Origin of the sequence: Haloterrigena turkmenica DSM 5511 (assembly GCF_000025325.1) — an archaeon.
GTDB lineage: Archaea > Halobacteriota > Halobacteria > Halobacteriales > Natrialbaceae > Haloterrigena > Haloterrigena turkmenica.
Window position 1 is genome coordinate 18735 of the sequence record NC_013743.1, and the last position, 26362, is coordinate 45096.

Consider the following 26362-nt stretch of genomic DNA (forward strand, 5'->3'; position numbering starts at 1 on the left):
TCTCGTGGGGACGCTGGAGTCGGTCGATCACGGGCACGTTGAGGTCAGTCGCGGACGAGTCGAAGTCAGTCACGACGGGACCCCGAGACGTTCGCCCGTCGATGCGCCGATTCGGTCCGGAACGAACGGTTCGACTCATCGATGAACACGAACTCTCAGCTAGACTGAACACGCGCGACGGCGTCGAATGCGTATGGTCGCGTACAAGACGAAAGTAGCGGAACGGATTCACCTCCCCTCTCGAGACCGGCGCGAACGGGCGCTGGCCGAGGCGGGGTACAACGTCTTCAATCTCGACGCCGAGGACGTCTTCGTCGACCTCCTGACCGACAGCGGCACCGGCGCGATGAGCGACGCCCAGTGGGCGGCCGTAATGCGCGGCGACGAGTCCTACGCCGGCTCGCGCAGCTTCGACGACCTCGAGTCGGCCGTCCGGGACGTAATGGGTTTCTCGCGCGTCGTCCCGACCCACCAGGGTCGCGGCGCGGAGAACGTCCTCTACGGCACGCTGCTCTCGGAGGGCGACGTCGCGCTCAACAACACCCACTTCGACACGACGCGGGCCCACGTCGCGAACCAGGGTGCCGACCCGGTCGATTGCCCCGTCGAGGGGGCTCGCGACCTCGAGTCGGACGAGCCGTTCAAGGGGAACTTCTCGCTCGAGCGCGCTCGCTCGGTCGTCGACGAGGTGGGCGCCGAGCGCGTGCCGCTGGTGATCTTGACGATCACGAACAACTCGACGGCGGGTCAGCCGGTCTCCGTCGAGAACACCCGCCGCGTCCGCGACTTCGCCGACGAGATCGGGGCGACGTTCGTCATCGACGCCTGCCGGTTCGCCGAGAACGCCGGCTTCGTCCGGCGGCGCGAGGACGAGTTCACGGACGCCGATATCGACGAGATCGCCCGCGAACAACTCTCCTACGCCGACGCGATCGTCATGAGCGGCAAGAAGGACGGGCTGGCCAACGCCGGCGGCTTCGTCGCGACCGACGACGAGGCGCTGTTCGAGCGGTGCAAGCAGCGAGCGATCCTCTACGAGGGCTTTCCCACGTACGGCGGCATGTCCGGCCGGGACGTCGCCGCGCTGGCCGTCGGCCTCCGCGAGGCCGTCGAGGAGGCTTACGTCGCCGACCGCCTCGACGGCGTCCGCGCGTTCGCGGACCTGCTCGAGGACGCCGGCGTCCCGATCTACACGCCGCCCGGTGGTCACGCCGTCTACCTCGACGCCGGGACCGCACTCCCGCACCTCGCACCCGACGAGTTCCCTGGTCAGGCACTGGTCTGTGAACTGTATCGAGAAGGCGGCGTCCGCGGGGTCGAACTCGGGAGCTTCGCGTTCCCCGATACGGACCGGCCGGAACTGGTCCGCCTCGCGGTGCCGCGTCGCACCTATCACACCGAACACTTCGAACACGTCGCCGAGACCGCCGCGACGGTCCTCGAGAAGCGAGAGGCGGTCTCCGGGCTCGAGATCGTTTCCGAGCCGGAAAACCGCGAGTTACGTCACTTCACGGCCGACCTCGAGCCGCTGTCTGTATGAGAACACGAGCGGCCGCTCGAGACGCCCGCTGAACTGCGCGATCAGCGACTCGATAGCGCGCGCTGGGCCCGATCCTTCAGGCTCGACTCCGCTTGCGGTTCGGACTGGCGTCCCAGTCGCTGCTTCGCGAGGCTGCGAACGCCCCGCTGGGCCTGTTCGGAGGTCGCGAGATCGATCGCCCAGTCGGGGACCTGCGATTCGATCTCCCGTCGTTTCTCCGCTTTGAGAGTGCTGTACTGCCGCAACGCGAGACCGACGCCGATGAACATGGCGGCGTCAGTCAGTTCCCGGCGGAACCGGTTTCGGTCGTTGCGGACCGCGACCGCTTTGACCAGCGAGATGAGACCGATCCCGATGTAGAGCTTGGCGTTTCGCGACGGCTTGCCGCTGAGTAACCCTTTGAGTGCCATGCGGCGGTGGCTACCACGTTCTCTCGGATAAAGTTCCGCCGGCAGGCGACGGGTTGCCCGCCGCCGGGCGACGCGTTTCAGTCGAACTCGAGCCCGCGACCGACTTTGACGCCGCGGTGTCGCTGCTCGTCGATCGGCTCGATCGAAAAGCCCAGCCGCTCGTAGAACGGGCGGACGCCGTCGTCGAACCGAGCCGTCAGCCGTCCCTCCCGCTCTACGGCGCGGTCGATCAGCGCCGTGCCGATGCCGCGCCCGCGGTGGCGACGGCGGACGCCGATCGCGCCGACGTGGGCCCCGCGGTCGCCGTTTCCGCTTCCGTCTCCTTCTTCGCCTTTCTCGAAGGGCTCGAGCACGACCGTCCCGAGAATCCGTTCGGCGGTCCCCGTTGTCCCGCCGCGCTCGTCGCCGGCGACCAGAACGCTCCCCTCCGCGATCCGGGTCTCGACGTCTCCGGGCTCGAGCATGGCCGCGTCGAGGATGCGCCGGACCTCGAGGATGTCGTCGTCGATCGCGGTGCGGACGTACCCGACCGCCTCGCCGAACGAATCCGCTCTCGTCTCGTGGGGGTCGTCCATTCGTCAGGTCCGTCGGTCGAGAGTGGCCAACAACTCGTCGATTTCGGGGCGATCCATGTTGGTTCGGCCGCGGTAGGTCGCGACGACCTCGAGGGCGGCGGGGTCGCGGATATCGAGGACGACGGCGGCGGGCATCCGGCCGACGAGATCGAAGTGGCGGCCGACCGGACCGAGCCGAACGGGCTGGTCGAAGGCCTCGCCCGCGGTCGCCTCCGGGTCCGCACAGAGCGGGAAGGGCAGGTCGTACCGCTCCTGCCACTCCTCGACCCGGTCGCGGGGTTCGGGAACGACCGAGACGACCTGACAGCCACGGTCGCGGAACTCGTCGTAGCGGTCGGCGACGGCCCGGACCTGCCGGCGACACTGGCCGGCGTGATGGTCGCGATGGAGCAACAGGAGGACCGCGTCGTGGGCCGGCTCGGCCTCGTCGGTCGTCGTCGGGTCGGCCGGTGCGACCGGCTCCGTCAGGTCGGTCAGCGAGAGCGGATCCGGGCCGGGACCGACGTTCGGGAGGGTCAGATCGGGGGACGATTCGGTCATACGTGGCGTACCGCGGCAGCCGGGAAAGAGACTCGGCTTTCAGCAGTCAGGCGGGCACCGCCGGCGCCGCTGTCCGAACGCGATCGAACCGTCCCCCGACCATAGCGCGCGCGTACGGATCCGCGATGAACAATGTTCCAGGTTACACACTCCTTTCGAACCCGGGATAACGATTAAGTAGTTATATCCAGAACACATGCTCAAATGGAGACTATAACCGGGATCAACACAATCAACTGGGTAAAAATACCTCATACAGGTAGTTGTTTCGGAACGAATATACCGCACAACAGTCGCCGCCATGACGAACCGTAAGCATGATCGCAATTTTCGATATCGCGCATCCTGATCTCGCGTTGACGCCGACGATCCGGGACCGTCCGGACGCGTCCATCGAGGTCGTCCCCCACTCCACGACGGACCCGGAGACCGGACTGTTCTTCTACCTCGTCGAGGGTGCCGACGAGGCGGTCGAGGACGTCCTTGAGCAAGACCACACGGTGACGGACTGGATGCTCGCGGACGACCTCGGTTCGGCGCGAATCTATCGGCTCCAGCACTCCGAGGAGACCGTCCTCATCTCGCCGCTGACGACCGAACTCGGCGGGCTGCTGTTAAACGCGGAGACCACCGGACGTGGCTGGACGACCCGCGTTCAGCTTCCCGACCGGGAAGCGCTCGCCGACCTCTGGGACTGCTGTGAGACGCGGGACATCTCGTTTGAACTGCGCCGGATGTTTCGGCGCGACGAGTGGACCGGCGAGACGTTTCCGGAGGTAACCGACAAACAACGCGCCGCGCTGGTCAGCGCCCATGAGGAAGGCTACTTCGAGGAGCCCCGCGAAATCTCGCTCGAGGAACTCGCCGAACAGCTCGGCATCTCGTCGACGGCCGCCGGCGGGCGCATCCGCCGCGGGACCGGGCAACTCGTGGCGTCGACGCTCCGCGAGGAGTGACTCGCGAGGGCGGCGACGACGCTGATCGGGACGCCGGTCTCGTAGCGGGTTTCGAGGGCGACGACACGCTCGAGATCGTCTGCTTCCGGAACCCAAGCGCATCGCGCGCGAGATTCACGCCGTGGCCCGTTCGCCGACGGTGTCGGCGATAGCGGTCGACGATCTCGTTCACCGACCCCGCTTCTGTCTCGAGGCGACGCGGCGCGGTTACGCCTCGTAGGCCTCCCGTGCGAAGCGGTGGCGCTTATGAACGGTGTGTTCGTTCGGTCCGAGTCTCGCCTGCACGGTCCCGCCGGACTCGAGCCCGCGCTGCTGGCGGTCGATCAGCTCGAAGTCCTCCTCCCGGAGCTGCCGGCTCGTCCGGACGAACTCCGCTTTCGCCTCGGTCAGATCCGGATCCGCGAAGCAGTGGTCCGCGACGAGCTGGAACCGCCCCTCGTCGATCGGGCCGACGATGATGTAGGTGCCGGCGCCGTCAGCGGTCCCGTACACGTTGACCGTGAGGTTCGGCCAGAAGTAGTAGAACTTCGCCTCGCGTTCGTGGTGGATGCGCATCTCGTCGTCGACGTCTTCCTCGTGCTGGTGACCGCCGGTGGCCCCTCGAGCCGGCCCCGATTCTTCAAAGAGGCATGTGTGATACTAACTAACAACCAAGTAGGTGCCCGACAAACCGACCGATGGTATGGTCGCAACAGGAACCCGATACGACGTTATCGTGATCGGCGTCGGCGGAATGGGCAGCGCGACGGCCGCTCACCTCGCCGACCGCGGCAGCGACGTGCTCGGCCTCGAGCGCTACGACGTGCCAAATACGATGGGCTCTTCCCACGGGATCACCCGGATCATCCGGCGCGCCTACTACGAGCACCCTTCCTACATTCCGCTCGTCGAACGGGCCTACGAGCTCTGGGACGACCTCGCGGACGAGACCGGCCGCGACGTGATCCACCGGACGGGATCGATCGACGCCGGTCCCCCGGATAACATCGTCTTCGAGGGGTCGCTGCGCTCCTGCGAGGAACACGACATTCCCCACGAGGTCCTCACGAGCGCGGAGGTCGCCGAGCGGTTCCCCGGCTACGACCTCCCCGAGGGGTACAAGGCCTTGTACCAGCCCGATGGCGGGTTCGTGGTCCCCGAACAGGCGATCGTCGGCCACGTCGAGACGGCCCAGGCGGCGGGCGCCGAGGTGCGCGCCCGCGAGCGCGTCCTCGAGTGGGAGTCGACGTCGGACGAGGGCGTCCGCGTCGAAACCGATCGCGGGACCTACGAAGCCGAGAACATGGTGCTCGCCGCGGGGGCGTGGAACTACAAGTTCGCCGACGTGCTCGAGGATCTCGCGGTCCCCGAGCGGCAGGTACTCGGCTGGTTCCAGCCCGATCGGCCGTCGACGTTCGAACCCGAGAACTTCCCGGTCTGGAACCTCAAGGTCCCCGAAGGCCGCTTCTACGGGCTGCCGATCTACGACGTGCCGGGGTTCAAGATCGGCAAGTACCACCACCGGGACAAACAGGTCGATCCCGACGACTACGAGAGGGAGCCGAACCGCGAGGACGAGCGACTCCTCCGCGAGGTTACTGAGAACTACTTCGCCGACGCCGCCGGGACGACGATGCGGCTCGCGACCTGCATGTTCACCAATTCGCCCGACGAGCACTTCATCCTCGATACGCTCCCCGAGCACCCACAGGTGGCCGTCGGCGCGGGCTTCTCGGGCCACGGCTTCAAGTTCGCCAGCGTCATCGGCGAGATCCTCGCCGACCTCGCGATCGACGGCGACACCGACCACCCGGTCGACATGTTCCGGTTCGATCGGTTCGACGTCTGAGTCGCCCGCGGCCGTCCCTTGGTTCGACACCGACGGGTCGCGTACACCGCGGACCGCTGGGACTTCCTGAAACGAAAGCGCGAGCGCAGGCAGTCCTCGGTATCGAGGACGGCGACCGCCGTGAGCGGATCCGACAGACGAAGCTAATCGCCGAGTCCACCCAAGAATCTCGATCGCCGGTGATCGACCCGTTCAAAAGCGGGCGGCACTCGAGACGTGTCGCCCCGATCCGCGACCGGCGTTAGCCGCCTTTGATTAACCGCAATACCGTCACATGCTCGCTCTCGACGGGCTGGTCTTCCGGTACCGGACGACCGTCGACGAGGACGCTCACCTCGTGGGGGCTGAGATCGACCTCGCGGAGGAGGTCCCGATAGGTCGGGACTGTCTCGCCGTCCGCGGCCGTTCCCGACGCCGAGACCGTCTCGAGGTCGATCTCGTGGGTGTCCTCGCCCTTAACGTCGACGGTGACGCGCATAGGCGTCCTTGCGGGAGCGCAGACTTGAGCGCGTCGCTCTCGCCCTCGGCCGGCGGACCGGCATTGACGCGGGGTCCCGTCAGTCGGTCGTCGGCCCGTCGGGTCCGACCCCGCGGCGGGGCTCTCGCTCGCGTCTCCGCGCGGTCCGCCAGTGGCTGTACAGGCCGACGGCGAGCGCGCCGATGCCCAGCAGGAGGACGAGCAGGTTCAGCAGGCCGCCGACGATCGGAATCAGTCCGAGGGCCGCGCCGATCACTAGCCCGACCAGCAGCGCGAGCCAGCGGCTTCCAACGCCGACCAGCGAGAGCAGCCACGCACCGATGGCGAAGCGACCGTAGACGATCCCGATCCAGACGACGAGGACGAACGCGAACGCGCCGACGATCGAGAACGGGATCCCGATCACCGTGATCGCCAGCGCGATGAGCAGGATGGGGACACCGACGAGGACGCCGAGTCCGGCCAGCCCGGACCGTGCGGGCGCACTCGAGACGCGATCCGCGACTCCGTCCGAGAACCGGGGGAACAGGGCGAGCAACGCCGCCCCGAGCACGAGGTTCAGCACTAGCGCGTAGGCCGCGAACAGCCACGAGGCGATCGGCTGGATCGTCGGCGCGAGATCGACGCCGACCGACGAGTCCTGTTCGATATCGCCGGCGACCGCGTCGGTGTTCCCCTGGAGGTTGCCGCCGTAGCGGAGGTCGCCCGCGATCGACGCGCTCTCACCCAACTGGATCGTCTCGGCGCCGATCTCCGCGTCTCCCTCGAGCGTCCCGTCGACGACGACGGTTCCGGCGCCGATCGAGGTCGTTCCGCCGACGACCCCGTCCTCGGTGATCGTCACGCTCCCGCCGGCGGCCTCGACGTCGCCCTGAACGGTCCCGGCGATCGTGACGCTGCCGCCGACGGCCTCGAGGTTCCCCTCGACGTCGCCCTCGATTCGCACGTCGCCGGCGACGGCGCTGACGTCGCCCGTCACGGTGCCTTCGACGATGACCGTCCCCCCGAACGCCTCGAGGCTGTCGACCGTCTCGCCCTCCTCGACGACGACCGTGCCCCCCGTTCGCTCCGCCTGTCCGGCGACGGTAGCCGGGACGGTGCCAGCGACGACGACGGCTACGAGGGCGATGACGAGAAGCGTCCGCGAGTTATTGTTGCTGGACATACAGGAACGTACGATGAGTCTCGGGAAAAATACCACACGCAGTGGTCAGTACGACGGACTGTCTTCCCGCCATGATTCGCGGTCCGGCGGCCGGGGGACCCGCTGGGCCGACGCGGACAAGGCAAGATTCACCTTCCGGCCGCCCCTTGCGAGCGGTATGAGCGAGGCCGACGCCGAGGCGGCGGAGCCGACACCCGGCAGGACCGAAGTCTGGATCGAGAAGTACCGGCCGGAACGGCTCGACGAGATCAAGGGCCACGAAAACATCGTCCCGCGGCTAAAACAGTACGTAGAGCGGGATGAGCTGCCGAACCTCATGTTTGCAGGTCCGGCGGGAACTGGAAAAACGACCGCGGCCGTCGGTATCGCGCGCGAGATCTACGGCGACGACTGGCGCGAGAACTTCCTCGAACTCAACGCCTCCGACCAGCGGGGGATCGACGTGGTCCGCGACCGGATCAAGGACTTCGCACGCTCCTCTTTCGGTGGCTATTCCCACCGCATCATCTTCCTGGACGAGGCCGACGCGCTGACCTCCGACGCCCAGTCGGCGCTGCGCCGAACGATGGAGCAGTTCTCCAACAACACGCGCTTCATCCTCTCGTGTAACTACTCGAGTCAGATCATCGACCCCATCCAGTCCCGCTGTGCGGTCTTCCGATTCACCGAACTCACCGAGGACGCCATCGAGGCCCAGGTCCGCGAGATCGCGGCCAACGAGGGGATCGAGGTCACCGACGACGGCGTCGACGCGCTGGTCTACGCGGCCGACGGCGACATGCGCAAGGCGATCAACGGCCTGCAGGCCGCGGCCGTGATGGGCGAGACCGTCGACGAGGAGACCGTTTTCGCCATCACCGCCACGGCGCGACCCGAGGAAGTCGAGAAGATGGTCGAGCACGCCATCGACGGCGACTTCACCGCCGCTCGCGCCGCCTTAGAGGACCTGCTGACCGAGCGCGGCCTCGCCGGCGGCGACGTCATCGACCAACTGCACCGCTCGGCCTGGGAGTTCGACATCCCCGAAATGGCGACCGTCCGCCTGCTCGAGCGACTGGGCGAAGTGGACTACCGGATCACCGAGGGCGCGAACGAACGGCTGCAACTCGAGGCCATGCTGGCGTCACTGGCCCTCGAGGACGACGCCTAATCAGTCCGTCTTCGCCCTTCGTTTCGACTCGAGGTTGTAAACCACCGTCCGAAGTGCTCTTTTTGCGGCGACGGGATCGACCGTTTCAGTCACGACTCACGTCGACCGGGTCGATCCCGCGAAACGCGAACGTAGCTCCCTCGTCGGTGGCGACGCCGACGTCCCAGCCGTGGGCGTCGGCGATCCGTTCGACGGGTCCGAGCCCGAATCCGGTGCCGTCGGCGGCGGTCAGCCGGCCGGGAACGGGCATCATCTCTCGCCCGATCGGCGTCACGTCGGTCCCCGCGGGGTGGCCGGTCACGGCGAACCCGTCGTCGGTCGCCCCGACGGTAACGATCGGCGCGTCGCCGGCCGCGGCGTCGTCGCTCCCCTTCCCGTCACCATCGGCGCCGACGCTCTCGACCGCCGCCCGCAGCAGGTACTCGAACAGCTCCCGCAACTGCGCCTTGTCGGCCTCGAGGACGCGGTCCTCGCGGGTCACGAGCCGCGCGTCGCCGCTGTCGACGGCGATCCAGGCCCGGCGCGCGACGTCGGTGACGGCGACGGGTTCGGTCTCGATGGCCATCTGGTCCCGACGGGCGATCGCGCGCAGCTCCGCGACGCGCTCGCGGAGCCGTTCCTGGGCCGTCTCGACCTCAGCGAAGTGCTCCGCGTCGCCGGTCTCCTCGGCGAGTTCGAGATACCCTCGGGCGACGTTCAGCGGCGTTCGGACGTCCGTCTCGAGGCTCTCGGCGATCGACTCGAGACGCGCCTCGGTGGCCGCCAGCTCTCGCTCCCGGCGGTTCGCGTCGGTGACGTCGCTGTAGACGATCAGCCCCTCGGGGTTGTGAGCCGTCGCCCCGTCCGCTTCGGCCGCCTCGAGCGGAACTAGCGCCAGGCGGAACTCGCGGACGCCGTCGACGGTCTCGCGCCGGCTGACCAGTTGTCGGCGCTGACCGGCCCGCAACGCTTCTGTCAGCGTCGCCTGACGGTGCTCGAGCCCCGGCGGGACGGTGGCTGCGTCCAGCGGTTCGTCGACGACCGCCGCCGGACCGGTGTCGAAGACGTCGGTGAACGCGTCGTTGACGCGCCTGACGATCGGCTGTCCGTCGTCGATCTCGTAGTGGACTGCCGGCTCCGGGACGGTCGCGAACAGCGCTCGGGCGCGGTCGCGTTCCGCGACGAGGCGATCGCGCTCGGCCGCCAGTTCGTCGCGCTCGGCGGCGATTCGGTCTCGAATCTCCTCGGCGCGGTCCAGTTCCTGGCGCAGTCGATCGCGATCGGTCCGCAGGTTCGTTTCGGTCTCTACGCGCTCGAGGACGGCGGCCCCGACTCGTCCCCACGCGGCGAGCAGGTCGCGATCGCGGTCGTCGAACGCCGCCGGTTCCGCGGCGGCGAGCAGGAGGAGACCGACGTCGGCGACCGGCACGCAGCACAGCGATTCCATCCCCTCGAGGGGCGCCTCCGGGCACCCGTCGGCCGCGAGGTCATCGATCCGAATCGGTTCGCCGGTTCGCAGCGCCTCGTCGAGCAGGCCGTTTCGGGAGATCGGCTCGAGGTCTTCGGCCGCGACCGCGTCGGTGGTCGCCCGCGGCGTCAACTCGCCGAAGTGGACCGTCGACAGCCAGCCGTACTCGGTCCCGACAGCGTCGGCGGCGGTCGCGACCAGGCGCTCGAAGAGTCGGTCGCGCTCCTCGCAGGCGGCGACGTCGGGGAGCGACTCGAGGAGTTCGGCGGTCGGCCGTCCGGTCGCGTCACCGGTATCGGCCACGTCGTCGGTATCGCTCGTCTCGACGGCGTCCGACTCCGCGTCCGAATCTGCGGCGGGCAGCGCCGTCGCCGCGGCCGCGCGCTCGCCGGCGCAGACCCACTCGATCTCGTCCGCGAGGTGGGCGACGGCGTCGTCGGTCCCTCGACGGACGTAGCCGTCGATTCCGTCGGTCGATCGCGCGGCCGACGGCGCGTACGTGGCCTCGGAGAAGAGTATCACCGGCGTCGACCCGCAGGCCTCGACGGCCTCGAGCAGCGTGGCTCCCGCCGCGGTCGTCGGCGTCTCCGCGAAGACGACGCAGTCGGCCTCGGCCGCCCAACTGCCCAGACTGTCGACCGCGTCCGTCGTCAGCGGCTGGACCAGCCGCTGTGGGCCCGAGTCGACGCGCTCGAGGGCGGCCGCGCCGTCGCGGGCCGCGGCGTCGATCTCGGCGAGGTAGATCACCGTACGCGGTCGTGATCGCGGCGGGGGCGTCATGCTACTGAAACCGTATTCGTTTGCAGTGACCGACTCCCCCTATACTAATCCACCGGACGTATCGAACGCTGAGGCGGCCGAATTCGTTCCCTGTCTGTCACGAGCGACTCGCGGTCGACCCGCTCGCCGTTCGTCGACGACCAACTCGAGGCCGCGCGAGCGACCCCGGTCGGGACTACCTTTTCGGCCGTCACCGTGGAACGCGATTCCATGGACGTGACGCTTCTCAGCACGGGCGGCACGATCGCGAGCACCGACGCGGACGGCGGGGCGCGGCCGACGCGAACGGGCGCGGAACTCCTCGAGGCCGTTCCGGAACTCGAGTCTCATGCGTCCCTCTCGGTCGACGAGGTCGCGCAGGTGCCGAGCTTCGAGATGGACGCCGAGACGCTCGAGACGGTCGGCGAGCGGGTCCGCGAGCTCGAGGCCGATCCGACGGTCGACGCCGTCGTCATCACTCACGGCACGGACACGATGGAGGAGACGGCGTACTACCTCGACGTCACCGTCCAGCCCGAGACGCCGGTGTTCTTGACGGGCGCCCAGCGCCGCCCGGACGAGGTGAGTTCCGACGGGCCGAGCAACCTCCTGACGGCGGTCCGCGCCGCCGAGGCGTTCGTCGATCGCGACGCCGGCGGGACGTTCATCGCGTTCAACGAGACGGTCCACAGCGCCCGTTCGGTGACGAAGACGCACACGTCCGCCCTCGAAGCGTTTCGCTCGCGGAACGCGGGACCGGTCGCGACCGTCGACCGGAACGGCGTCGCGATCCACCGCCGGCCGCGCAGCGAGACGCGACTGATCGACGCGACGTCGCTCGAGGCGACCGTCTACACGATCAAGAGCGGGAGCGCCGTTACCGGCGACCTGGTCGCTGCCGCCCTCGAGCGCGGCGCAGATGGGCTCGTCGTCGAAGGGACGGGCCTCGGGAACGTCACGGCGGGCCTCGCCGACGCCGCTCGCGACGCAATCGAGGCGGGCGTCCCCGTCGTCGTCACGTCGCGCTGCCTCGAGGGGCGAGTCGCGCCGGTCTACGGCGGCGACGGCGGTGGCGAACAGCTTCGCGAGTACGGGGCCATCTTCGCCAACGATCTCACCGCCCAGCAGGCCAGGCTTCGACTCGCGCTGGCGCTCGAGGCGTCCGACGACGAGGACGCGATTCGGGAGGCGTTTTCGCCCGCTGACTCTCAGACGTAGTCGCTCTCGGTTTCGTACACCGACGGATCCTCTTTGTACGTCTCGGCGATCGTCTCGAGGGTGGTAAACTGCGCGTTCTCGTGACCCTTGACGTACTGGATGAACTCCTCGAGCAGCGGGATCATGTGGGGCAGGCCGTGGATGTCCGGGTGGATCGTGAACGTGTACACTCCCGCGCCGCGGCGGTTGTAGAGGTAGTCGAACTGCCGCTTGTAGTACTGCTCGTACATCATCTCCGGGTCCTTGTAGCCGGCGTGGTAGATCGGCTGCTTGATAAAGAGCATCGGCGGAATGTCGTCGCGGTACCAGCTGATCGGAATCTCGACGATATCGGTCTCCTCGCCGTACCGATACGGCTCCATCCACGTCTCGGGATCCTCTTCGTACCGGATCTTCTCCCAGCTGTCGCCCTTGCGCATCCACCCCGGTTCGAACATCCGTTCCATGAGGCTGCTGTCGTAGAGGAAGCCGTGCTTCTCGACGAGTTCGGGCGTGTTCTCGCTGAACTCCCACCAGCTGGCGCGGTGCCCGACCGGCTCCGAGCCGGTGACGTCCTCGATGAGGTCGATCGAGACCTCGAGGATCTCGTCTTCCTGCTCTCGGGAGAGGTCGGTCGGGTTCTCGTGGGAGTAGCCGTGGACGCCCAGTTCGTGGCCGTCGGCCGCGACCGCCTCGATCTCGTTGCGGAAGGTGTCGATCGTGTGGCCGGGGACGTACCACGACGTCTCGATATCCTGCTCGTCGAAGAGCGCGAGCATCCGCGGGATGCCCTCGTTGCCAGCGGCCAGCCCCCGCGAGAGGTCAGCGGGCGAGTCCGATCCGCCGTACGAGCCGAGCCAGCCGGCGACGCAGTCCGCGTCGACGCCGATCGCGACATCAACAGTTCCCATAGTGCGGTCGTAGCTCTCAGGAACCAGCGGTAAAGAACCGTTTTACGGCCACTCGTGACCGTATTCGGTGCTGACCGGTCGCCGCCGATTACGGTAGCTCAGCATCGAGTCGCCACTCGAGGCCGCTCCGTCGAACAACTTACTCGGGGTCGCTCCGCAAAATTGCTGATCCGGTTCGACGCCGGTCACGTGTCGGCTCGATCGCTGTCGGCGTGGTCGGCCCGCGTCGCAACGGCCGTTCGAACTTCGACGGTCCAGTAGCTGGCGACGATTCCGAAGGGAACGAGCCAGAGCGCGGCGAACGGCGCGTAGCGCTCGAGACTTCGCGGCGGGACGACGGCGACGAACCGGGCGATTCCGAAGGCGGCGACGACCGTCAGCACCGTCACCGTCAGCAGCCGCGGGACCGCGGGGCCGCCGGCGGTCCGCCAGGGGCGAAGCGAGTCCGCGGTCCGGACGTCGATCGCGTAGAGGGCGAGCGCGCTCGCGGCCGCGCCGGCGGTCAGCGCGACCGCCGTATCGACGCCGAGCACGTACTGTCCCGCCGCGAGGTCGCCGAGGGCGACCGGCACCAGCGGGATCGCGAAGGTCAGTCCCGGCCCGCCGTTCCAGATCGCGTAGGCGAACGGGACGACCGTGACCGTCGCCGTGACGGCGACGATCAAGACGGTGCTGACGTGGTCGAACCCGAGCGACAGCGTGTCCAACAGTACGTCGTCGACCCTGACGTTCGCCCCCGCGTAGCTGACGGCGAACAGCCCGATCAGGGCGCTCAGATACGCGACGGCGATCGTCGTTCGACGGCGCTCGAGGCCGGCCAGCGGATGGTCGAGAACGGTGCTGACTGCGGGGCGGAGGTCGAACCGGTTCTGGTTGCAGTCGTCGGTGCTCATGGGGCCTCTGTGATGACGGTCGCGAGACCGTCGTGATCGCTCTGGTCGTTGTCGAGATCGATCGCGCTCGGCGAGACGTCCCAGCCGGCCGCGTCGAAGGCCGCGGCGATCGACTCGCGGCCGCGGTCGTAGGAGATCACGTCGTGTTTCGGCCGGGCCGCCGAGTCCTCGTGGACCTGCATCGAGACGATCCCCTCGAACGACCAGCAGCGCACATGAAAGCGGCTGCTGGCGCCGAAGTAGGATTCGGCGGCCGTCGCCTGCTGGCGGACGAACCGACCCTCGGTCCGGTCCCAGGCGTAGCGCGTGTACTCGTCGGGGTCGCGAAGCCAGCCCTCGGCCTCGAGCACTTGCAGGACGCTCTCGAGGCCGGCCGCGTCGGTCTCGGCGTCCGGCACGAGGACGACGTTGATCGGCGACGTCGCGACGAACCCGTCGCGGTCGGTTCGGTTAGGGTCGGCGGCGGTCGCGCGGTACTGGTAGCGCGCGATCGGCGTCTCGGTCTCGCGGGTGATCCGGTCGTCGGTCCACCCGACCACCGCGTCCGGCAGCGCGGCGGCTTCGGCCGTTCGATCCGCCGGCGTCGCGTCGGGCGGCGACGGTAACGCGACGAGGCCGCCGAGCGTCCCGACCGCGGCCAGGCCGCCGGTCCGAAGGAGGGAGCGTCTCGACTGCATTGCTAGTCGCTGGCACCTCGAGTCGATCTCCTTCGGTTGCCCCGAGCAAGCCGTTCGATCTCCTTCATTTCTGGACTTATTAGAAAAGATAGAATAGTAGAGCTATATATTTTCCTACCTGCCACTATCATTGTGGGAAAAACATGCCGTCGCGGGAACGACGGTATCGGTCACGGCCGACGATTTCGCCCGACTGAACGTTGCGGAACTGTTTTAGGCGCTGGCTGGCCAACACATACGTAATGAGCGAACTGGCGGACGAGTACCGCCTCGAGTACTTCGAGGAGGAAGGATTCGAACGCAAGGAGTGTCCGTCCTGTGGCGCGCACTTCTGGACCCGTGATCACGACCGGGAGACCTGTGGCGAGCCACCGTGTGCGGAGTACGGTTTCATCGAGAATCCCGGCTTCGACGAGGAGTACAGCCTGACGGAGATGCGCGAGGTGTTCCTCTCGTACTTCGAGGACAACGACCACGAGCGGATCGAGCCCTACCCCGTCGCCGCAAACCGCTGGCGCGACGACGTCCTGTTGACCCAGGCCTCGATCTACGACTTCCAGCCGCTCGTCACCAGCGGCGAGACGCCGCCGCCGGCGAATCCGCTGACGGTGTCCCAGCCCTGTATCCGGATGCAGGACATCGACAACGTTGGCAAGACGGGCCGGCACACGATGGCCTTCGAGATGATGGCCCACCACGCGTTCAACACGCGCGAGGACATCCCCGAGGACAAGTACGCCTACCACGGCGAGGTCTACTGGAAGGACCGCACCGTCGAACTCTGTGACGGCTTGCTCCAGGAACTCGGTGCGGACATCAGCGAGGTCACCTACATCGAGGATCCCTGGGTCGGCGGCGGCAACGCCGGCCCCGCCATCGAGGTCATCTACCGCGGGCTCGAGATCGCCACGCTGGTCTTCATGTGCATGGAACAGGACCCCGAGGGCGAGTACGAGCTCAAGGACGGGAACCGGTACTCCTACATGGACACCTACATCGTCGACACCGGCTACGGTCTCGAGCGGTGGACCTGGATGAGCCAGGGCACCGCGACGGTCTACGAGGCGATCTACCCGGAGATGATCGACTTCCTCAAGGACAACGCCGGCCTCTCCTACACCGACGAGGAGACCGAGATCGTCTCCCGCGCCGCCCGTCTCTCCGGCCAGCTCGATATCGATGACGTCGACGACGTCGAGGCCGCCCGCGGCGAGATCGCAGCCGAAATCGGCGTCTCCGTCGATGAGCTGCGCGATCTCGTCGAGCCGCTCGAGGATATCTACGCCATCGCCGACCACTGCCGCACGCTGGCGTACATGCTCGGCGACGGCATCGTCCCCTCGAACGTCGGGACGGGCTACCTCGCGCGGATGGTCCTCCGGCGCACGAAGCGTCTCTGTGACAACGCCGGCGTCGACGCGCCACTGGACGAACTCGTCGACATGCAGGCCCAGCGCCTCGAGTACGAGAACCGCGACACGATTCGTGACATCGTCCGCACCGAGGTCGAGAAGTACCGCGAGACGCTCGAGCGGGGCGGTCGCCGGGTCGAGACGCTCGCCGAGGAGTACGCCAAGAAGGGCGAGCCGATCCCGATCGAGGAGCTGATCGAGCTCTACGACTCCCACGGCATCCAGCCCGATATGGTCGAGGAGATCGCCGAGGAGGCCGGCGCCGAGATCGACGTGCCGGACGACTTCTACAGCCTCGTCGCCCAGCGCCACGACACCCCCGAGGCCGTCGAGGCGGCCGACGAGGACGAGGAGGACCGATTCGAGGACCTCCCCGAGACCGAGAAGCTCTACTACGACGACCAGCAGCGCACCCAGTTCGAGGCCGTCGTGCTCGACGTCTTCGAGCGCGAGGAGGGGTACGACGTCGTCTTAGACCAGACGATGTTCTACCCCGAGGGCGGTGGCCAACCCGCAGACACGGGGACGCTCTCGACCGACGACACGGCCGCCGAGGTCACGGACGTCCAGATCGAGGACGGCGTCATCCTCCACCGGGCCGACGAGAACCCCGGCAAGGGTGAGTTCGTCAACGGACAGATCGACGGCGGCCGCCGCCGGCAGCTGATGCGCCACCACACGGCGACCCACATCGTCATCCACGCGGCCCGACAGGTCTTGGGCGAGCACATCCGTCAGGCCGGCGCCCAGAAGGGCGTCGACTCCTCACGGATCGACGTCCGCCACTACGACCGCATCTCCCGCGCGGACGTCAAGGAGATCGAGTCGCTGGCCAACGAGCTCGTGATGGACAACACCCAGGTCAGCCAGGACTGGCCCGACCGCCACGACGCCGAGGCCGAACACGGCTTCGACCTCTACCAGGGCGGCATCCCGCCGGGCGAGCAGATCCGGCTGATCCAGGTCGCCGACGATATCCAGGCCTGTGGTGGCACCCACGTCGCCCGCACCGGCGACATCGGCTCGATCAAGATCCTCAACACCGAACGCGTCCAGGACGGCGTCGAGCGCATCACGTTCGCGGCCGGCGAGGCCGCGATCGAGTCGACGCAGGTCAAAGAGGACGCCCTCTACGAGGCCGCCGAAATCCTCGACGTCTCGCCCGAGGACGTGCCCGAAACCGCCGAACGCTTCTTCGAGGAGTGGAAGGCGCGAGGCAAGGAGATCGAGGACCTGACCGAACAGCTCGCCGCGGCCCGCGCCGGCGGCGGTGGCGGCGGCGAGGAGGTCGACGTCGGCGACCGGACCGCGGTCGTCGACCGCATCGACGCCGACATGGACGAACTCCGCGCGACCGCCAACGCCCTCGTCGAGGAGGGCAAGATCGCCGTCCTCGGCAGCGGCCAGAGCGGCGCCCAGTTCGTCGTCGCGGTGCCCGACGACTCGGACGTCAACGCCGGCGAAGTCGTCGGCGAACTCGCCGGCCGCGTCGGCGGCGGCGGCGGCGGCCCGCCGGACTTCGCGCAGGGCGGCGGCCCCAACGTCGAGGATCTGGACGCGGCGCTCGAGGACGCGCCCGACGTGTTGCGGCAGATTCAGGACGCGTAAGGTACCGCTCTCTTTCCGATGGCGGTTCCGTTAACGTGTTACTGCGTCAGATGTTCTCGAGCCGTCTCGAGCGCGTCGTCTGCACCGGTTGGTTCGGGAGTAAGTGGATCGTGATCGATGCAATCACAGTATCTTCGCCTTTGACTGCCTGAGTTACTCGCTTCTCCACCAATTCGGTCAGCTGACTGCTCCACGACAGGTCGTCAAACGGTACGTCTGCAGGCCATTTCTCGGGATTCCAGTGTTTCGACTCGATCGCTGGCGATTGGTACGTTTCTCCACCGATCGAGACCTCTCCCTCGCCCTTCACGTCGACCTCACCAGCGATCTGTCTGAATCCACTGTTCGATCCCGAAACGGAAGCCATCGTCTCCTGCAGGTTCGCAAACGCGATCGGAGTTCTTGAGGGCCTTACCGGCTTCCCCGGCAGGGATCACGGCTTCGACGGCGAACCAGGTGATGTATCCCTCGTACTATCCCAGACGGAAGGACTCATAGAGGCGGGGATAACCGTCAGGCGAGTGTCACTGTAGAAGTATATCAAGCCGAGTCAATTTTCATTTTCGATCCGTCCGTCTGGTTTATTACGTTGGCATGGGGTCAATTAGCAGAACTGGAGTTCAAACTGAAGTATGACCGGAGTTTGTCGTCGGTTTCCTGTCGGATCTGCGATAAGGGAAGCGGTGCTTCCCAGAGGAAAACCCCGCCATCTTCACGGTCGTCGACTTGCCACGCTGGGGCGTGCAGCAGCCGTTCTCGTCCGACCTGCTCAGCGATATCCGGTCCAAACCCATTCACCCAGTAAACTTCCTCTAGACGTCCTTCTTTGAGCCCTTCAGTGGAGAGGGTTGTTTCATCGAGGTACGTGTCTCCGTAGACATAGATTGGAGAGAGGTAGTCGTACAACTCTAGGACAAAGTCGTAAATGAGGTCCGGTCGATCATTTCGCCATGGCTTTACGTACCATTCATCGATTGAGAGCGAAAGGTTCGGAACAGCCGGTCGATCGGCTGACCAGCCGTTAATATGAATCCCGACATTGAGGTCATCGTACCACAACCAAATCGTCCCACCGGCCACGCGAGTGATCCTCTCGATTGCATCGTCGATCGTACAACCGTACCGAATACCATCTGTCTCTTCGGTAGTATAACCAAATTGGCTCGTGTCCTCGCTTTCCGGTGGCGATCGAGAACAATTCAACTCGTCGAAACAAAACCGGAGGAACCTCTCGATACGCCGTGAATCCAGCTCTTCCTCGAACAGATAGGGGATTGAGAGCGATTCACTCATTGTAAATTTCTACCTCTGCATCGTTATCGTTGAGCATATCTTTGATATCGTCGTGAGGTTCTTCTCGGAATGCAACCTCGATCGTTCCGCCCTCTACCTCTGTGTACTGTTGGTAGTGACCGATCTGGTTCTCTAGCTCGATGTATTTATCGCTACCATCTGCAGCTTGGCTGTAGTCTCCACTTTTCGTTTCGATGACTCGTCCATCACTCGTTTCGATATCAATTTCACCACGGGAGTAGGGATTTGGTTTCCCAACCGCCTCTACGTTATCACTCCCGCGGACTACAGCAACTTCAGCTTCGAATGCCGCACCTTTGACGTTACTCTGATCTCCTGCTGCCAGACGCTTTGCAAGATCGTCCACGCCTTCGATATCTGCGTTCGGTCGATTCAACTCCTCGAGGTTGTCGATAACCCGTTCAAAGTCAACCGCTTCACTGTGTCTAAACAGATTTGATACGAGATTCTCATTGTTCACGTCGAGGTCCAGTTGATAGGCACGAGCAACTGGATCAGGGCCACCGTCGGCCATTACCCGACTTGCGTCGTCACCGTTCCGAGCTGTTGCCTTGCCAATGGCTTCTTGTCCGTCAGCATCGAGTCGGTTAATAGCAGCACCGTCGACATCGTGGCGATTGAGGAGTTTCGCCACCCGATACTGCTGGCCGACCGTTGATACTCTGCTGAGTACGTTTTCACCGGCTTTTTGCGTAAGGCCGATTCCGGTGGAGAGACCGCGCGAGAACTGAAGCCTGCCGTATCTGACCGGCGTTTTTGCAGTATGACCCGCTCGGCCCGCCATCTGGGCCGCCTGGCGGATCCGAGGCGTGCTAATTTTGTCGACGGTCTTCCGGACGCGATCGGAGCTCTTGAGAGCCTTGCCGGCTTCCCCGGCGGGGATCGCGGCTTCGATGACGAACCAGGCGATGTAGCCCTCGTACCATCCCTGTCGGAAGGACTCGTAGAGACGAGGGCTCTCGTCGGGGTCGTGGGGATTGTTGCGTTGCTGTTGGGCTTCGATCGAATCGGGCATCGCCGCGATGATCTCGTCGAAGTTCGCGATGGCGCCGGGGATCTCCCGCACCGCGGTGATGGTCTCGATCGGTTCGTTGTACAGCGCTCGCAGCGAATCGATCGACTCGCCGGCACCGGTCGTCATCCCCTGCAGGGTTCCAAGATCCTGCTCGAGTCGCGGATCGGAGACTCCTTGCGCGCGGAGCTCGTCTGACGCCGCGGCCCAAACGCCGCCGACTTCGACGGCAGCGGCTTCGGTCGTGCCGACTCCGTCGACGATCCCGTGACGGTCGTCGGCCTGCACCGTGACTCGCGAGCCCGCGAACGCGTCGGTGAACGTATCGACCGTCCCGACATCGAATTCGACGTCAGCGTCATCCCATTGGCCGGACAGCGATACCGTCTCTTCGACGTCACCGTCGCGAACGACCCGCGCCTCGTCGAGGCCCGCCGAGTCGGTGACGGTGAAATCGACCTCGTAGCTTCCGGAGACCCGCACCGAGGCGTCGACCGGATCATTGAAGTTGACCTTTCCGTTCGACCAGTCGACGTCGACGGGATCTTTCAGTTCGACGTCCGCGTCCGGATCGTTAAACGTCGCGTACGTGACCGTGATCTCCGGCGGCTCGATATCGAAGAGGGTTGGATCGTAGTCGCCGTTCAGGCCCTCGGAGTCTGAGATTCCGTCTCCCGTGGTGTCGCGCGACTCGGGATCGGTCCCGAGACGCACCTCCTCGGCGTCGGTCACACCGTCGCCGTCGCTGTCGTCGACGAGCGGATCGGAGCGAACGGTGTCGGTCGTCAACACGTCGCCCTCGAGTCCGTCCAGGTCGTCGATATCGTCGGCATCCTCGAGTTCCGAGAGGAACTCGAGTGAATCGGACCGCGAATCCGTATAGGTGATCGTCCGATCCGAGAGCTGTTCGGCGTCGGTCAGGCCGTCACCGGTCGTGTCGATTCGTGCCGGGTGGTGTTCGGCGTACGTAACGGCGGCGTGGAGCTTCGTTTCGTTGTCCTCCTGGAACACGCGGTACTTGATGTCAACCGTTTCGTTGTCGAGAATCCCGTCACCGCTGGTATCGAGCGCGGTCGGATCGAGATTCAGCGGTTCGCCGACGACGCCCGGTTCGCCGGTCGGCATCGAGAGGTCCATTTCGGCGACGAGGTCGGGGATGCCGTCGCCGTTGGTGTCTTGCAGGCCGGGACCGGTCTGGTTCTCCGCGACCCGTTCGAACGTGTCGGGCAGGTCTTCTTCCCGTTCGACGTGATAGAAGTCGCCGCCGGTGATGGCCGCGATCTCGCGGAGTTCGTTCTCGTTAATGTTGTTTCCGAGACCCACCGTGCTGATCTCGACGCCCGCCTCGGCGGCGTCCTCGGCGACGGGCAACGGATCGGACCCGCTTTTGCCGTCGGACAGCAGGATCATCACCGCGGAGCGGTTTTCCCACCCTTCCTCCTCGAGGTGGTTGAGACCGACCCGGAGCCCGGCTCTCGTGTTGGTACCGCCGCTCGCAGACAGTCGCTCGAGACTGCTGTTAACCGCGTCATGGTCGGTCGTCAGCGGCTGGTCGAGGTTCGCACCGGAGGCGTAACCGACCCGCCCCGCTCGTTCAGAATCGGTGAGTGCGCCGACGAAGCGCTTACCGGCGAGTTCGGCGTAGTGGGTCGGAGAGCCGCTCATGCTGCCGCTTTCGTCGTTCACGAAGACGAAGTCCGCCGTTTCGATCCCGCTTCCGTTACCGATCTCACCATCGGTCTCGTTCCCGTCGAGCGTGATCGTGTCGCTGGTCTCGTCTTCCCACTCCTCGATCCGGAACACCGAGAAGAACGAGAAGTGATCGACCTCGGCAGTTGCGACGCCGGCGTCGCGATCGATCTCGGTCTCGACCGGTGTCCACGGTTCGTCGCTGGTCGGATCCCACGTCACGATCGAGAGGTTGGCGTCCGCCTCGAGCGCGTTCTCGTCGATCGGAATCTCGACCGTCGCGTCGTCGATCGGTCTCTCGTTCTCGATGCGAACCATCGGACCGGCGCGGTAGGGGTCGTCGGTCGTCGGCGTCTCGTCGGTGATCGAAACGTCGGCGTCATCGAGACCGTCACCGCCGACGGCGACCGAAACGCCCGACGATTCGTTTACGACCTCGACGTTCCGGTACTCGTCCGGATCGGGTCGTTCCCGGACGACAGCCTCCTCCGCAATGCGAATGTCGTGAGTCGCTTCGACCGTTCGATCGGCGTCGTGTGCGGCCGTCGCCGTCACCGTGATGGTCACGTTTTCGGGATCGGATCCGAGATCGACGAGCGTCGATCCGATGGCGTCTGTCCCGGCCGCCTCGTCTGTGGCAAACGAGACAGCGTCGGCGTCGGCATCACCGTTGACGGTCACCGTCGCGTTATCGTACGCGTACGGACGAACGTCGGAGAGGACTGCCCGGATCGACACCCGGACGGTCCCGTTCCGCTCGAAGGGCCGTCCCTGTGACAGCGACAGCGACGGTTCGGTGTTGGCCTCGACCGTATCGAGCGTTCGTTCCGCGTGTTTCCACGCGTTCTCGAGGTGGGTCAGCGCTTTTGCGCGGTCAGTCGGGCCGATCGGCCGATCGGATTTCTTGGCTTTGGACTTGCCCGTTCCGTTGCCGGACACCCCGTCCGAGACGGCTCTATCTGCTCGTTCGAGCCCGTCGACAGCGTTTCCGAGCGCGCTCTCAGCCTTTTGTCGCTGGCCGGGGTTGCGGAACTCGCCCTCGTTCGCGGCGACGACAGCGTTCGCGTCGGAGACAGCGAGACGAGCGCTCGCGTTGCCCGCCGCGTACAGCTCTTCGCTGATCGCGTCGACGATCGCCTCGTCGTCGCCGTCGACCTCGTCTTTTAGCACTGCAAGCGACCGTTGGGCATCGGCCAGACGGTCGAACGCTGCACGTGAGTCGGCGTACCGAACCCGTCGATACTCCCCGACCAGTGCGTTGACCGCGTCGACGGTATCGTTCACCGCTACCGCGGCTGCCGTCTCGTTCTCGATCTCGAGTTCCTCGAGGCGGTAGGTCGCGTTCAGGATCGCATCGACGCTCGTGTTCTCCTCGAGATCCGGGATCGTGACATTCGCGTCACCGCGGTCGTGCCCCGGCGGGCCGCCGTTCTGTCCGGGCGGACCGGCGTTAGGGGCGGGTCCGTTTCCGGGATGGGCCGCGACCGATGCGGATCGTTCGTTTGCCGCAGTCGCACTCGGACCGCTCGCGAGTGCGGGCATGGCGATCGCCGACGTCACCATCAGGACGGCGAAGAAGACTGCAACGACACGCTCTTTGTTGAACCTCATATGCCCTATATATCAACCACTTATTTTATATCTTTCCCATCTATTTAATAGGAATATAATAAATTCTCCCAAGATTGAGTGTTCTCGAAGCCGATGTGACGCACTCGCGATACGGCGGGGCCTTCGGACCCCGCGTCCGTCGCCGACGATTCTGGCGCCGACCGCGCGGCGAGCGACCATCTCCGACCGCGACCCACCGCTGACGGCTCGTCCGCGCCGCGCTCGAGAACCGAAACTATCGCCTTGTTCCGGCCGGTTGCTGCTCGTATGCCAACCGCATCGAACGGGAGCGTCTCGCTGTACTACGACCACGCCGGCGAGGGCGAGCCAGTGGTCTTCGTCCCCGAAGCCGGCCTCGGCGGCTGGCTGTGGGGCTGGCAACACGCCGCCGTCGCCGGTCCCTACGAGGCCGTCGTCTGGGACCTCCGGGGAACCGGCCGCTCGGACGCGCCCGACGGCCCCTACGCCCTCGAGACGCTCGCTGGCGACCTCGAGGCGGTCCTCTCGGCCTGCGAGATTCGCAACGCCCACCTCGTCGGCTGCGGGCTCGGCGGGACCGTCGCCCTCGAGGCCGCTCGGACCTCGAGTCGCGTCGCGACGCTGACGCTCTTTGGAACCGCGCCCCGAGGAGAGCAGTTCGACCTCGAGGCGCTGTTCGCGCCGCCGGACGACCGCGAGGCGCTCGCCGACTCGCTCGAGGCGGGCCTCTCAGCTGAGTTCCTCGAGAGCCAGCCCGCCGACGTGCGCGAGGGGATCGTCGACTGGCGGGCCGACGGCGACGCCGACCGGGCGGGCTGGGAGGCACAGATCGCGGCCCTCGAGGGGTTCGACGCGACCGAGTGGCTCGTCGAGGTGACCCAGCCGACGCAGGTGATCCACGGCGGCGCGGACGAACTGGTGTCGCCCTCGGCCGGACGGACGCTGGCGGACGGATTGCCTCGAGGAGAGTTCGATACGCTCGAGGACGCCGGCCACCTCTGTTTCGTGGAACGCTCCCGGGACGTCAACGATCGGCTGCTGGGCTTTCTCGAGGCCCACACCGACGACGAATAGGAAGCGACTGATTTGGGGTCGAACAGCCGCCGGCGATCACTTGAACCGCAGGAACTGTCGGTCGTACTCCGGATCGTCCTCCCGCGGGTGGAACAGCACGAACGACTCCGGCGGGAGCGACGCCAGTCGGTAGGGCAGTTCCCGGAGTTCGTCGTGCCAGCCGACGCTGCCCGGTCGCGAGGAGATCACGCTGACCAGATCGTCCGCCGTCGCCTCGTCCCCGAGGATCGAGTGTAGCGCCCGCCACGAGTTCAGGTCACGGAACTCGGCGTCCAGTTCCGGCTCGACCAGGCCGAAAAGCCGCTCGTACTGGTGGGCCGACCCCCCGACCGCGAGGACCGTCAGCGGCGCGCCGAGCCGATCCGCGAGCCGCTTGAGCAGGGCGACGCTCTCGAAGAACCCCTCGTGGTGGTCGATCCCCTCGGGCAGGACCACGAAGAGCCGGTCGGTCGTGTTGACCGGATGGCCGAGTCGAGCGACCACCACCGGGTCGGTCGTCCGTTCTAGCACCTGATCGATGACGCTCCCGAACAGTCGCTGGCCGAGCGATCGCTGGGCGTCCCAGCCCAGCAGGAGCAGGTCCGCCTGCACCTCGAGCGCGCCGCGGACGATGCCCGAGGCGGGATTGTGATCGACCCGGATCTCCGGGTCGACGAGCACTTCGGCCTCGCTGCCGACGGCAGTGAGCTCCTCGAGGTCGTCGTAGGCCTCGTCGACCGCCCGATCCGGATCGCCGCTGCGGTCGGGCCGGACGACGGTGAGCGTGTGGATCGGCCGCTCGCGCTCATCCTTGAACAGCAACGCCAGCTCGAGCAGGTGCCGTTGGCGGTCGGCGGCGTGAGAGACCGGCAGCAGGATCCGCGGGTCCGCGGGCGCGTCGTCGCCCGGTTCGACGTCGTCGGCCAGCGCGAGTCGCTGGCCGGCGCGTTTGGTCATCCACGGGCTGGCGACGGCGGTCACGAGCAGCATGAGCACCACCGCGTTGAGGATCGCGGCGTCGAACAATCCGACGTCGTAGCCGATCAGCGTGATCGCCAGCGCCGCCGCGGCCTGGCCGATCGAGAGCCCGAACATGACGTCCCGTTCGTCGGCGGTGTACCCCTTCACGCGGGCGACGAACCACGCCGCTAGCCACTTCAGCGCGACCATGACGACGACGATCACCGCCGCCACCTCGAGCGTCCGCCGACCCCGAAAGATGACCGTCGCGTCGACGAGCATACCGACGTGCAGGAGGAAGAAGGGGACGAAGAAGGCGTTGCCCGCGAACTCGATCCGGGAGAGCAGCGTGCCGCCCTCGGGAATCAACCGGTTGAGCGCGAGGCCGGCGACGAACGCGCCGAGGATCGGTGCGATGTCGAGCAGCGTCGCGACGCTGGCCGCGCCGAAGAAGACGACGGCGACAAAGAGGAACTCGAAGTAGCTCTCCTCGCTGAAGTTTTGAAAGAACCGACGCGCGATCGGCGGGACGACGACCCAGACCCCGGCCAGCAGGGCGACCAGCGCGAGGACCTTCCCGACGACGACGCCGGCCGTGAGTCCCGTCTCGGCCGCGCTCCGGACCAGCGCGAGGACGAACAGGGCGAGCGTGTCCGTAAACAGGATCCCGCCGAAGACGGCGGTCACCGCCCGGTTCCCCGTGATGTCGTACTGGTTGACGATCGGATACGCTAACAGCGTGTGCGAGGCGAAGACGGCCGCCAGCAGCAGTCCGGCGAGTAGAGAGAGATCGAGCAGGACGACGACGACGGCCGTCCCGACGACGAACGGGAGCCCGAAGCTCACGAGCCCGAACAGCGCCGCACTGCCCGGATCCTCCGCGAACTGCCGGAGATCGAGCTCGAGGCCGACCGTAAAGAGGAGATAGATCAACCCGACCTCCCCGAGCAGGACGATCGCGTCGCTGTGGGCGACCAGTCCCGTCCCGCCGGGGCCCAGGAGTGCCCCGAACAGGACGATGCCGATGATTCCCGGCTGGCCGAGTCGCCGGACGAGCAGCGGTCCGACCAGGAAGATCGCCAGCGCTAGAGTGAACACGAGGACCGGCTCCTCGAGCGGGAGGTCCGGAATCGCGACTGCGACTACCGACGGCGCGGCCGACCACGCGAACTGCATGTGTCTGGATTCCTGAAGGTGC

General features: G+C 66.3%; 19 protein-coding genes and 1 pseudogene. 7 read left to right on the forward strand and 13 right to left on the reverse strand.

Going from position 1 to position 26362, the window contains the following annotated elements; translation table 11 throughout:
- The first annotated feature begins 193 nt into the window (after positions 1-193).
- Entirely contained in the window at positions 194-1540 is a 1347-nt protein-coding gene (locus HTUR_RS00085) for a tryptophanase (RefSeq protein WP_049941549.1), read from the forward strand.
- A 41-nt stretch (positions 1541-1581) separates the two neighbouring features.
- Here HTUR_RS00085 and HTUR_RS00090 read toward each other — a convergent pair whose 3' ends face one another.
- The 3 genes from HTUR_RS00090 to HTUR_RS00100 all read right to left on the reverse strand — a co-directional run bounded on the left by HTUR_RS00090 (position 1582) and on the right by HTUR_RS00100 (position 3065).
- On the reverse strand, positions 1582-1950 hold the full coding sequence (locus tag HTUR_RS00090; protein WP_012941253.1) for a hypothetical protein: 369 nt from the start codon (positions 1948-1950) through the stop codon (positions 1582-1584).
- Between the two features lie 77 nt (positions 1951-2027).
- Positions 2028-2525: a GNAT family N-acetyltransferase gene (locus tag HTUR_RS00095; RefSeq protein WP_012941254.1), complete on the reverse strand. Its 498-nt coding sequence runs from the start codon at positions 2523-2525 to the stop codon at positions 2028-2030.
- A gap of 3 nt (positions 2526-2528) precedes the next feature.
- Positions 2529-3065, reverse strand: a complete 537-nt coding sequence (locus HTUR_RS00100) for a peroxiredoxin family protein (RefSeq protein ID WP_012941255.1) — start codon at positions 3063-3065, stop codon at positions 2529-2531.
- Positions 3066-3382: 317 nt separating this feature from the next.
- Between HTUR_RS00100 and HTUR_RS00105 the strand changes: the two genes are divergently transcribed.
- Positions 3383-4021 carry a helix-turn-helix domain-containing protein gene (locus HTUR_RS00105; protein WP_012941256.1) on the forward strand — a complete coding sequence of 213 codons (639 nt, stop codon included), beginning with the start codon at positions 3383-3385 and terminating at the stop codon, positions 4019-4021.
- 207 nt (positions 4022-4228) lie between these two features.
- On the opposite strand, the pseudogene HTUR_RS00110 reads toward HTUR_RS00105, so the two are convergent.
- Positions 4229-4606, reverse strand: a pseudogene (locus HTUR_RS00110) (SRPBCC family protein); the annotation flags it as partial.
- A 97-nt stretch (positions 4607-4703) separates the two neighbouring features.
- On the opposite strand from HTUR_RS00110, the gene solA reads away from it, so the two are divergent.
- Positions 4704-5849: an N-methyl-L-tryptophan oxidase gene (gene solA / locus HTUR_RS00115; protein WP_012941258.1), complete on the forward strand. Its 1146-nt coding sequence runs from the start codon at positions 4704-4706 to the stop codon at positions 5847-5849.
- A gap of 241 nt (positions 5850-6090) precedes the next feature.
- Here the strand turns inward: solA and samp2 are convergent, their stop codons facing one another.
- A complete protein-coding gene (gene samp2, locus HTUR_RS00120) occupies positions 6091-6327 on the reverse strand; it encodes a ubiquitin-like small modifier protein SAMP2 (protein WP_012941259.1) in 237 nt (78 codons plus the stop codon).
- 79 nt (positions 6328-6406) lie between these two features.
- Positions 6407-7492 carry a bactofilin family protein gene (locus HTUR_RS00125; RefSeq protein ID WP_012941260.1) on the reverse strand — a complete coding sequence of 362 codons (1086 nt, stop codon included), beginning with the start codon at positions 7490-7492 and terminating at the stop codon, positions 6407-6409.
- 157 nt (positions 7493-7649) lie between these two features.
- Between HTUR_RS00125 and HTUR_RS00130 the strand changes: the two genes are divergently transcribed.
- Positions 7650-8642 (forward strand): replication factor C small subunit, encoded by a 993-nt coding sequence (locus HTUR_RS00130; RefSeq protein ID WP_012941261.1) that lies wholly within the window; start codon positions 7650-7652, stop codon positions 8640-8642.
- An 85-nt stretch (positions 8643-8727) separates the two neighbouring features.
- Here the strand turns inward: HTUR_RS00130 and HTUR_RS00135 are convergent, their stop codons facing one another.
- The gene (locus tag HTUR_RS00135; RefSeq protein WP_012941262.1) at positions 8728-10869 is read right to left on the reverse strand and encodes a GAF domain-containing protein; all 2142 of its coding nucleotides are present in this window, start codon (positions 10867-10869) and stop codon (positions 8728-8730) included.
- A 210-nt stretch (positions 10870-11079) separates the two neighbouring features.
- Between HTUR_RS00135 and HTUR_RS00140 the strand changes: the two genes are divergently transcribed.
- Positions 11080-12066 (forward strand): asparaginase, encoded by a 987-nt coding sequence (locus tag HTUR_RS00140; protein WP_012941263.1) that lies wholly within the window; start codon positions 11080-11082, stop codon positions 12064-12066.
- On the opposite strand, the gene HTUR_RS00145 is transcribed toward HTUR_RS00140, so the two are convergent.
- The 3 genes from HTUR_RS00145 to HTUR_RS00155 form a co-directional block, all read right to left on the reverse strand.
- Complete coding sequence (locus HTUR_RS00145) at positions 12057-12956, reverse strand: polysaccharide deacetylase family protein (RefSeq protein ID WP_012941264.1); 900 nt, start codon at positions 12954-12956, stop codon at positions 12057-12059. The two genes, HTUR_RS00140 and HTUR_RS00145, sit on opposite strands and share 10 nt — an antisense overlap.
- A gap of 185 nt (positions 12957-13141) precedes the next feature.
- Positions 13142-13849, reverse strand: coding sequence for a hypothetical protein (locus tag HTUR_RS00150; RefSeq protein ID WP_012941265.1), 708 nt, complete (start codon positions 13847-13849; stop codon positions 13142-13144).
- Positions 13846-14526 carry a hypothetical protein gene (locus HTUR_RS00155; protein WP_012941266.1) on the reverse strand — a complete coding sequence of 227 codons (681 nt, stop codon included), beginning with the start codon at positions 14524-14526 and terminating at the stop codon, positions 13846-13848. The genes HTUR_RS00150 and HTUR_RS00155 overlap by 4 nt, the downstream gene beginning before the upstream one ends.
- Positions 14527-14768: 242 nt before the next feature.
- Between HTUR_RS00155 and alaS the strand changes: the two genes are divergently transcribed.
- Complete coding sequence (gene alaS, locus HTUR_RS00160; protein ID WP_012941267.1) at positions 14769-17546, forward strand: alanine--tRNA ligase; 2778 nt, start codon at positions 14769-14771, stop codon at positions 17544-17546.
- 600 nt (positions 17547-18146) lie between these two features.
- On the opposite strand, the gene HTUR_RS00170 is transcribed toward alaS, so the two are convergent.
- Together HTUR_RS00170 and HTUR_RS00175 are read right to left on the reverse strand one after the other, a co-directional pair.
- Entirely contained in the window at positions 18147-18839 is a 693-nt protein-coding gene (locus tag HTUR_RS00170; RefSeq protein WP_012941269.1) for a hypothetical protein, read from the reverse strand.
- A complete protein-coding gene (locus HTUR_RS00175) occupies positions 18832-23172 on the reverse strand; it encodes a vWA domain-containing protein (protein ID WP_012941270.1) in 4341 nt (1446 codons plus the stop codon). Before HTUR_RS00175 ends, HTUR_RS00170 begins: the two co-directional genes overlap by 8 nt.
- Positions 23173-23439: 267 nt before the next feature.
- Here HTUR_RS00175 and HTUR_RS00180 point away from each other — a divergent pair, with 267 nt between their 5' ends.
- Positions 23440-24225, forward strand: a complete 786-nt coding sequence (locus tag HTUR_RS00180) for an alpha/beta fold hydrolase (RefSeq protein ID WP_012941271.1) — start codon at positions 23440-23442, stop codon at positions 24223-24225.
- Between the two features lie 36 nt (positions 24226-24261).
- Here HTUR_RS00180 and HTUR_RS00185 read toward each other — a convergent pair whose 3' ends face one another.
- Entirely contained in the window at positions 24262-26340 is a 2079-nt protein-coding gene (locus HTUR_RS00185; protein ID WP_012941272.1) for a cation:proton antiporter, read from the reverse strand.
- Between the last annotated feature and the right edge of the window lie 22 nt (positions 26341-26362).

Excerpts from the sequence above, each read along its gene's own strand:
- HTUR_RS00085 (WP_049941549.1), top strand. The coding sequence starts at position 194 with ATGGTCGCGTACAAGACGAAAGTAGCGGAACGGATTCACCTCCCCTCT.
- HTUR_RS00090 (WP_012941253.1), bottom strand. The coding sequence starts at position 1,950 with ATGGCACTCAAAGGGTTACTCAGCGGCAAGCCGTCGCGAAACGCCAAG.
- HTUR_RS00095 (WP_012941254.1), bottom strand. The coding sequence starts at position 2,525 with ATGGACGACCCCCACGAGACGAGAGCGGATTCGTTCGGCGAGGCGGTC.
- HTUR_RS00100 (WP_012941255.1), bottom strand. The coding sequence starts at position 3,065 with ATGACCGAATCGTCCCCCGATCTGACCCTCCCGAACGTCGGTCCCGGC.
- HTUR_RS00105 (WP_012941256.1), top strand. The coding sequence starts at position 3,383 with ATGATCGCAATTTTCGATATCGCGCATCCTGATCTCGCGTTGACGCCG.
- solA (WP_012941258.1), top strand. The coding sequence starts at position 4,704 with ATGGTCGCAACAGGAACCCGATACGACGTTATCGTGATCGGCGTCGGC.
- samp2 (WP_012941259.1), bottom strand. The coding sequence starts at position 6,327 with ATGCGCGTCACCGTCGACGTTAAGGGCGAGGACACCCACGAGATCGAC.
- HTUR_RS00125 (WP_012941260.1), bottom strand. The coding sequence starts at position 7,492 with ATGTCCAGCAACAATAACTCGCGGACGCTTCTCGTCATCGCCCTCGTA.
- HTUR_RS00130 (WP_012941261.1), top strand. The coding sequence starts at position 7,650 with ATGAGCGAGGCCGACGCCGAGGCGGCGGAGCCGACACCCGGCAGGACC.
- HTUR_RS00135 (WP_012941262.1), bottom strand. The coding sequence starts at position 10,869 with ATGACGCCCCCGCCGCGATCACGACCGCGTACGGTGATCTACCTCGCC.
- HTUR_RS00140 (WP_012941263.1), top strand. The coding sequence starts at position 11,080 with ATGGACGTGACGCTTCTCAGCACGGGCGGCACGATCGCGAGCACCGAC.
- HTUR_RS00145 (WP_012941264.1), bottom strand. The coding sequence starts at position 12,956 with ATGGGAACTGTTGATGTCGCGATCGGCGTCGACGCGGACTGCGTCGCC.
- HTUR_RS00150 (WP_012941265.1), bottom strand. The coding sequence starts at position 13,849 with ATGAGCACCGACGACTGCAACCAGAACCGGTTCGACCTCCGCCCCGCA.
- HTUR_RS00155 (WP_012941266.1), bottom strand. The coding sequence starts at position 14,526 with ATGCAGTCGAGACGCTCCCTCCTTCGGACCGGCGGCCTGGCCGCGGTC.
- alaS (WP_012941267.1), top strand. The coding sequence starts at position 14,769 with ATGAGCGAACTGGCGGACGAGTACCGCCTCGAGTACTTCGAGGAGGAA.
- HTUR_RS00170 (WP_012941269.1), bottom strand. The coding sequence starts at position 18,839 with ATGAGTGAATCGCTCTCAATCCCCTATCTGTTCGAGGAAGAGCTGGAT.
- HTUR_RS00175 (WP_012941270.1), bottom strand. The coding sequence starts at position 23,172 with ATGAGGTTCAACAAAGAGCGTGTCGTTGCAGTCTTCTTCGCCGTCCTG.
- HTUR_RS00180 (WP_012941271.1), top strand. The coding sequence starts at position 23,440 with ATGCCAACCGCATCGAACGGGAGCGTCTCGCTGTACTACGACCACGCC.
- HTUR_RS00185 (WP_012941272.1), bottom strand. The coding sequence starts at position 26,340 with ATGCAGTTCGCGTGGTCGGCCGCGCCGTCGGTAGTCGCAGTCGCGATT.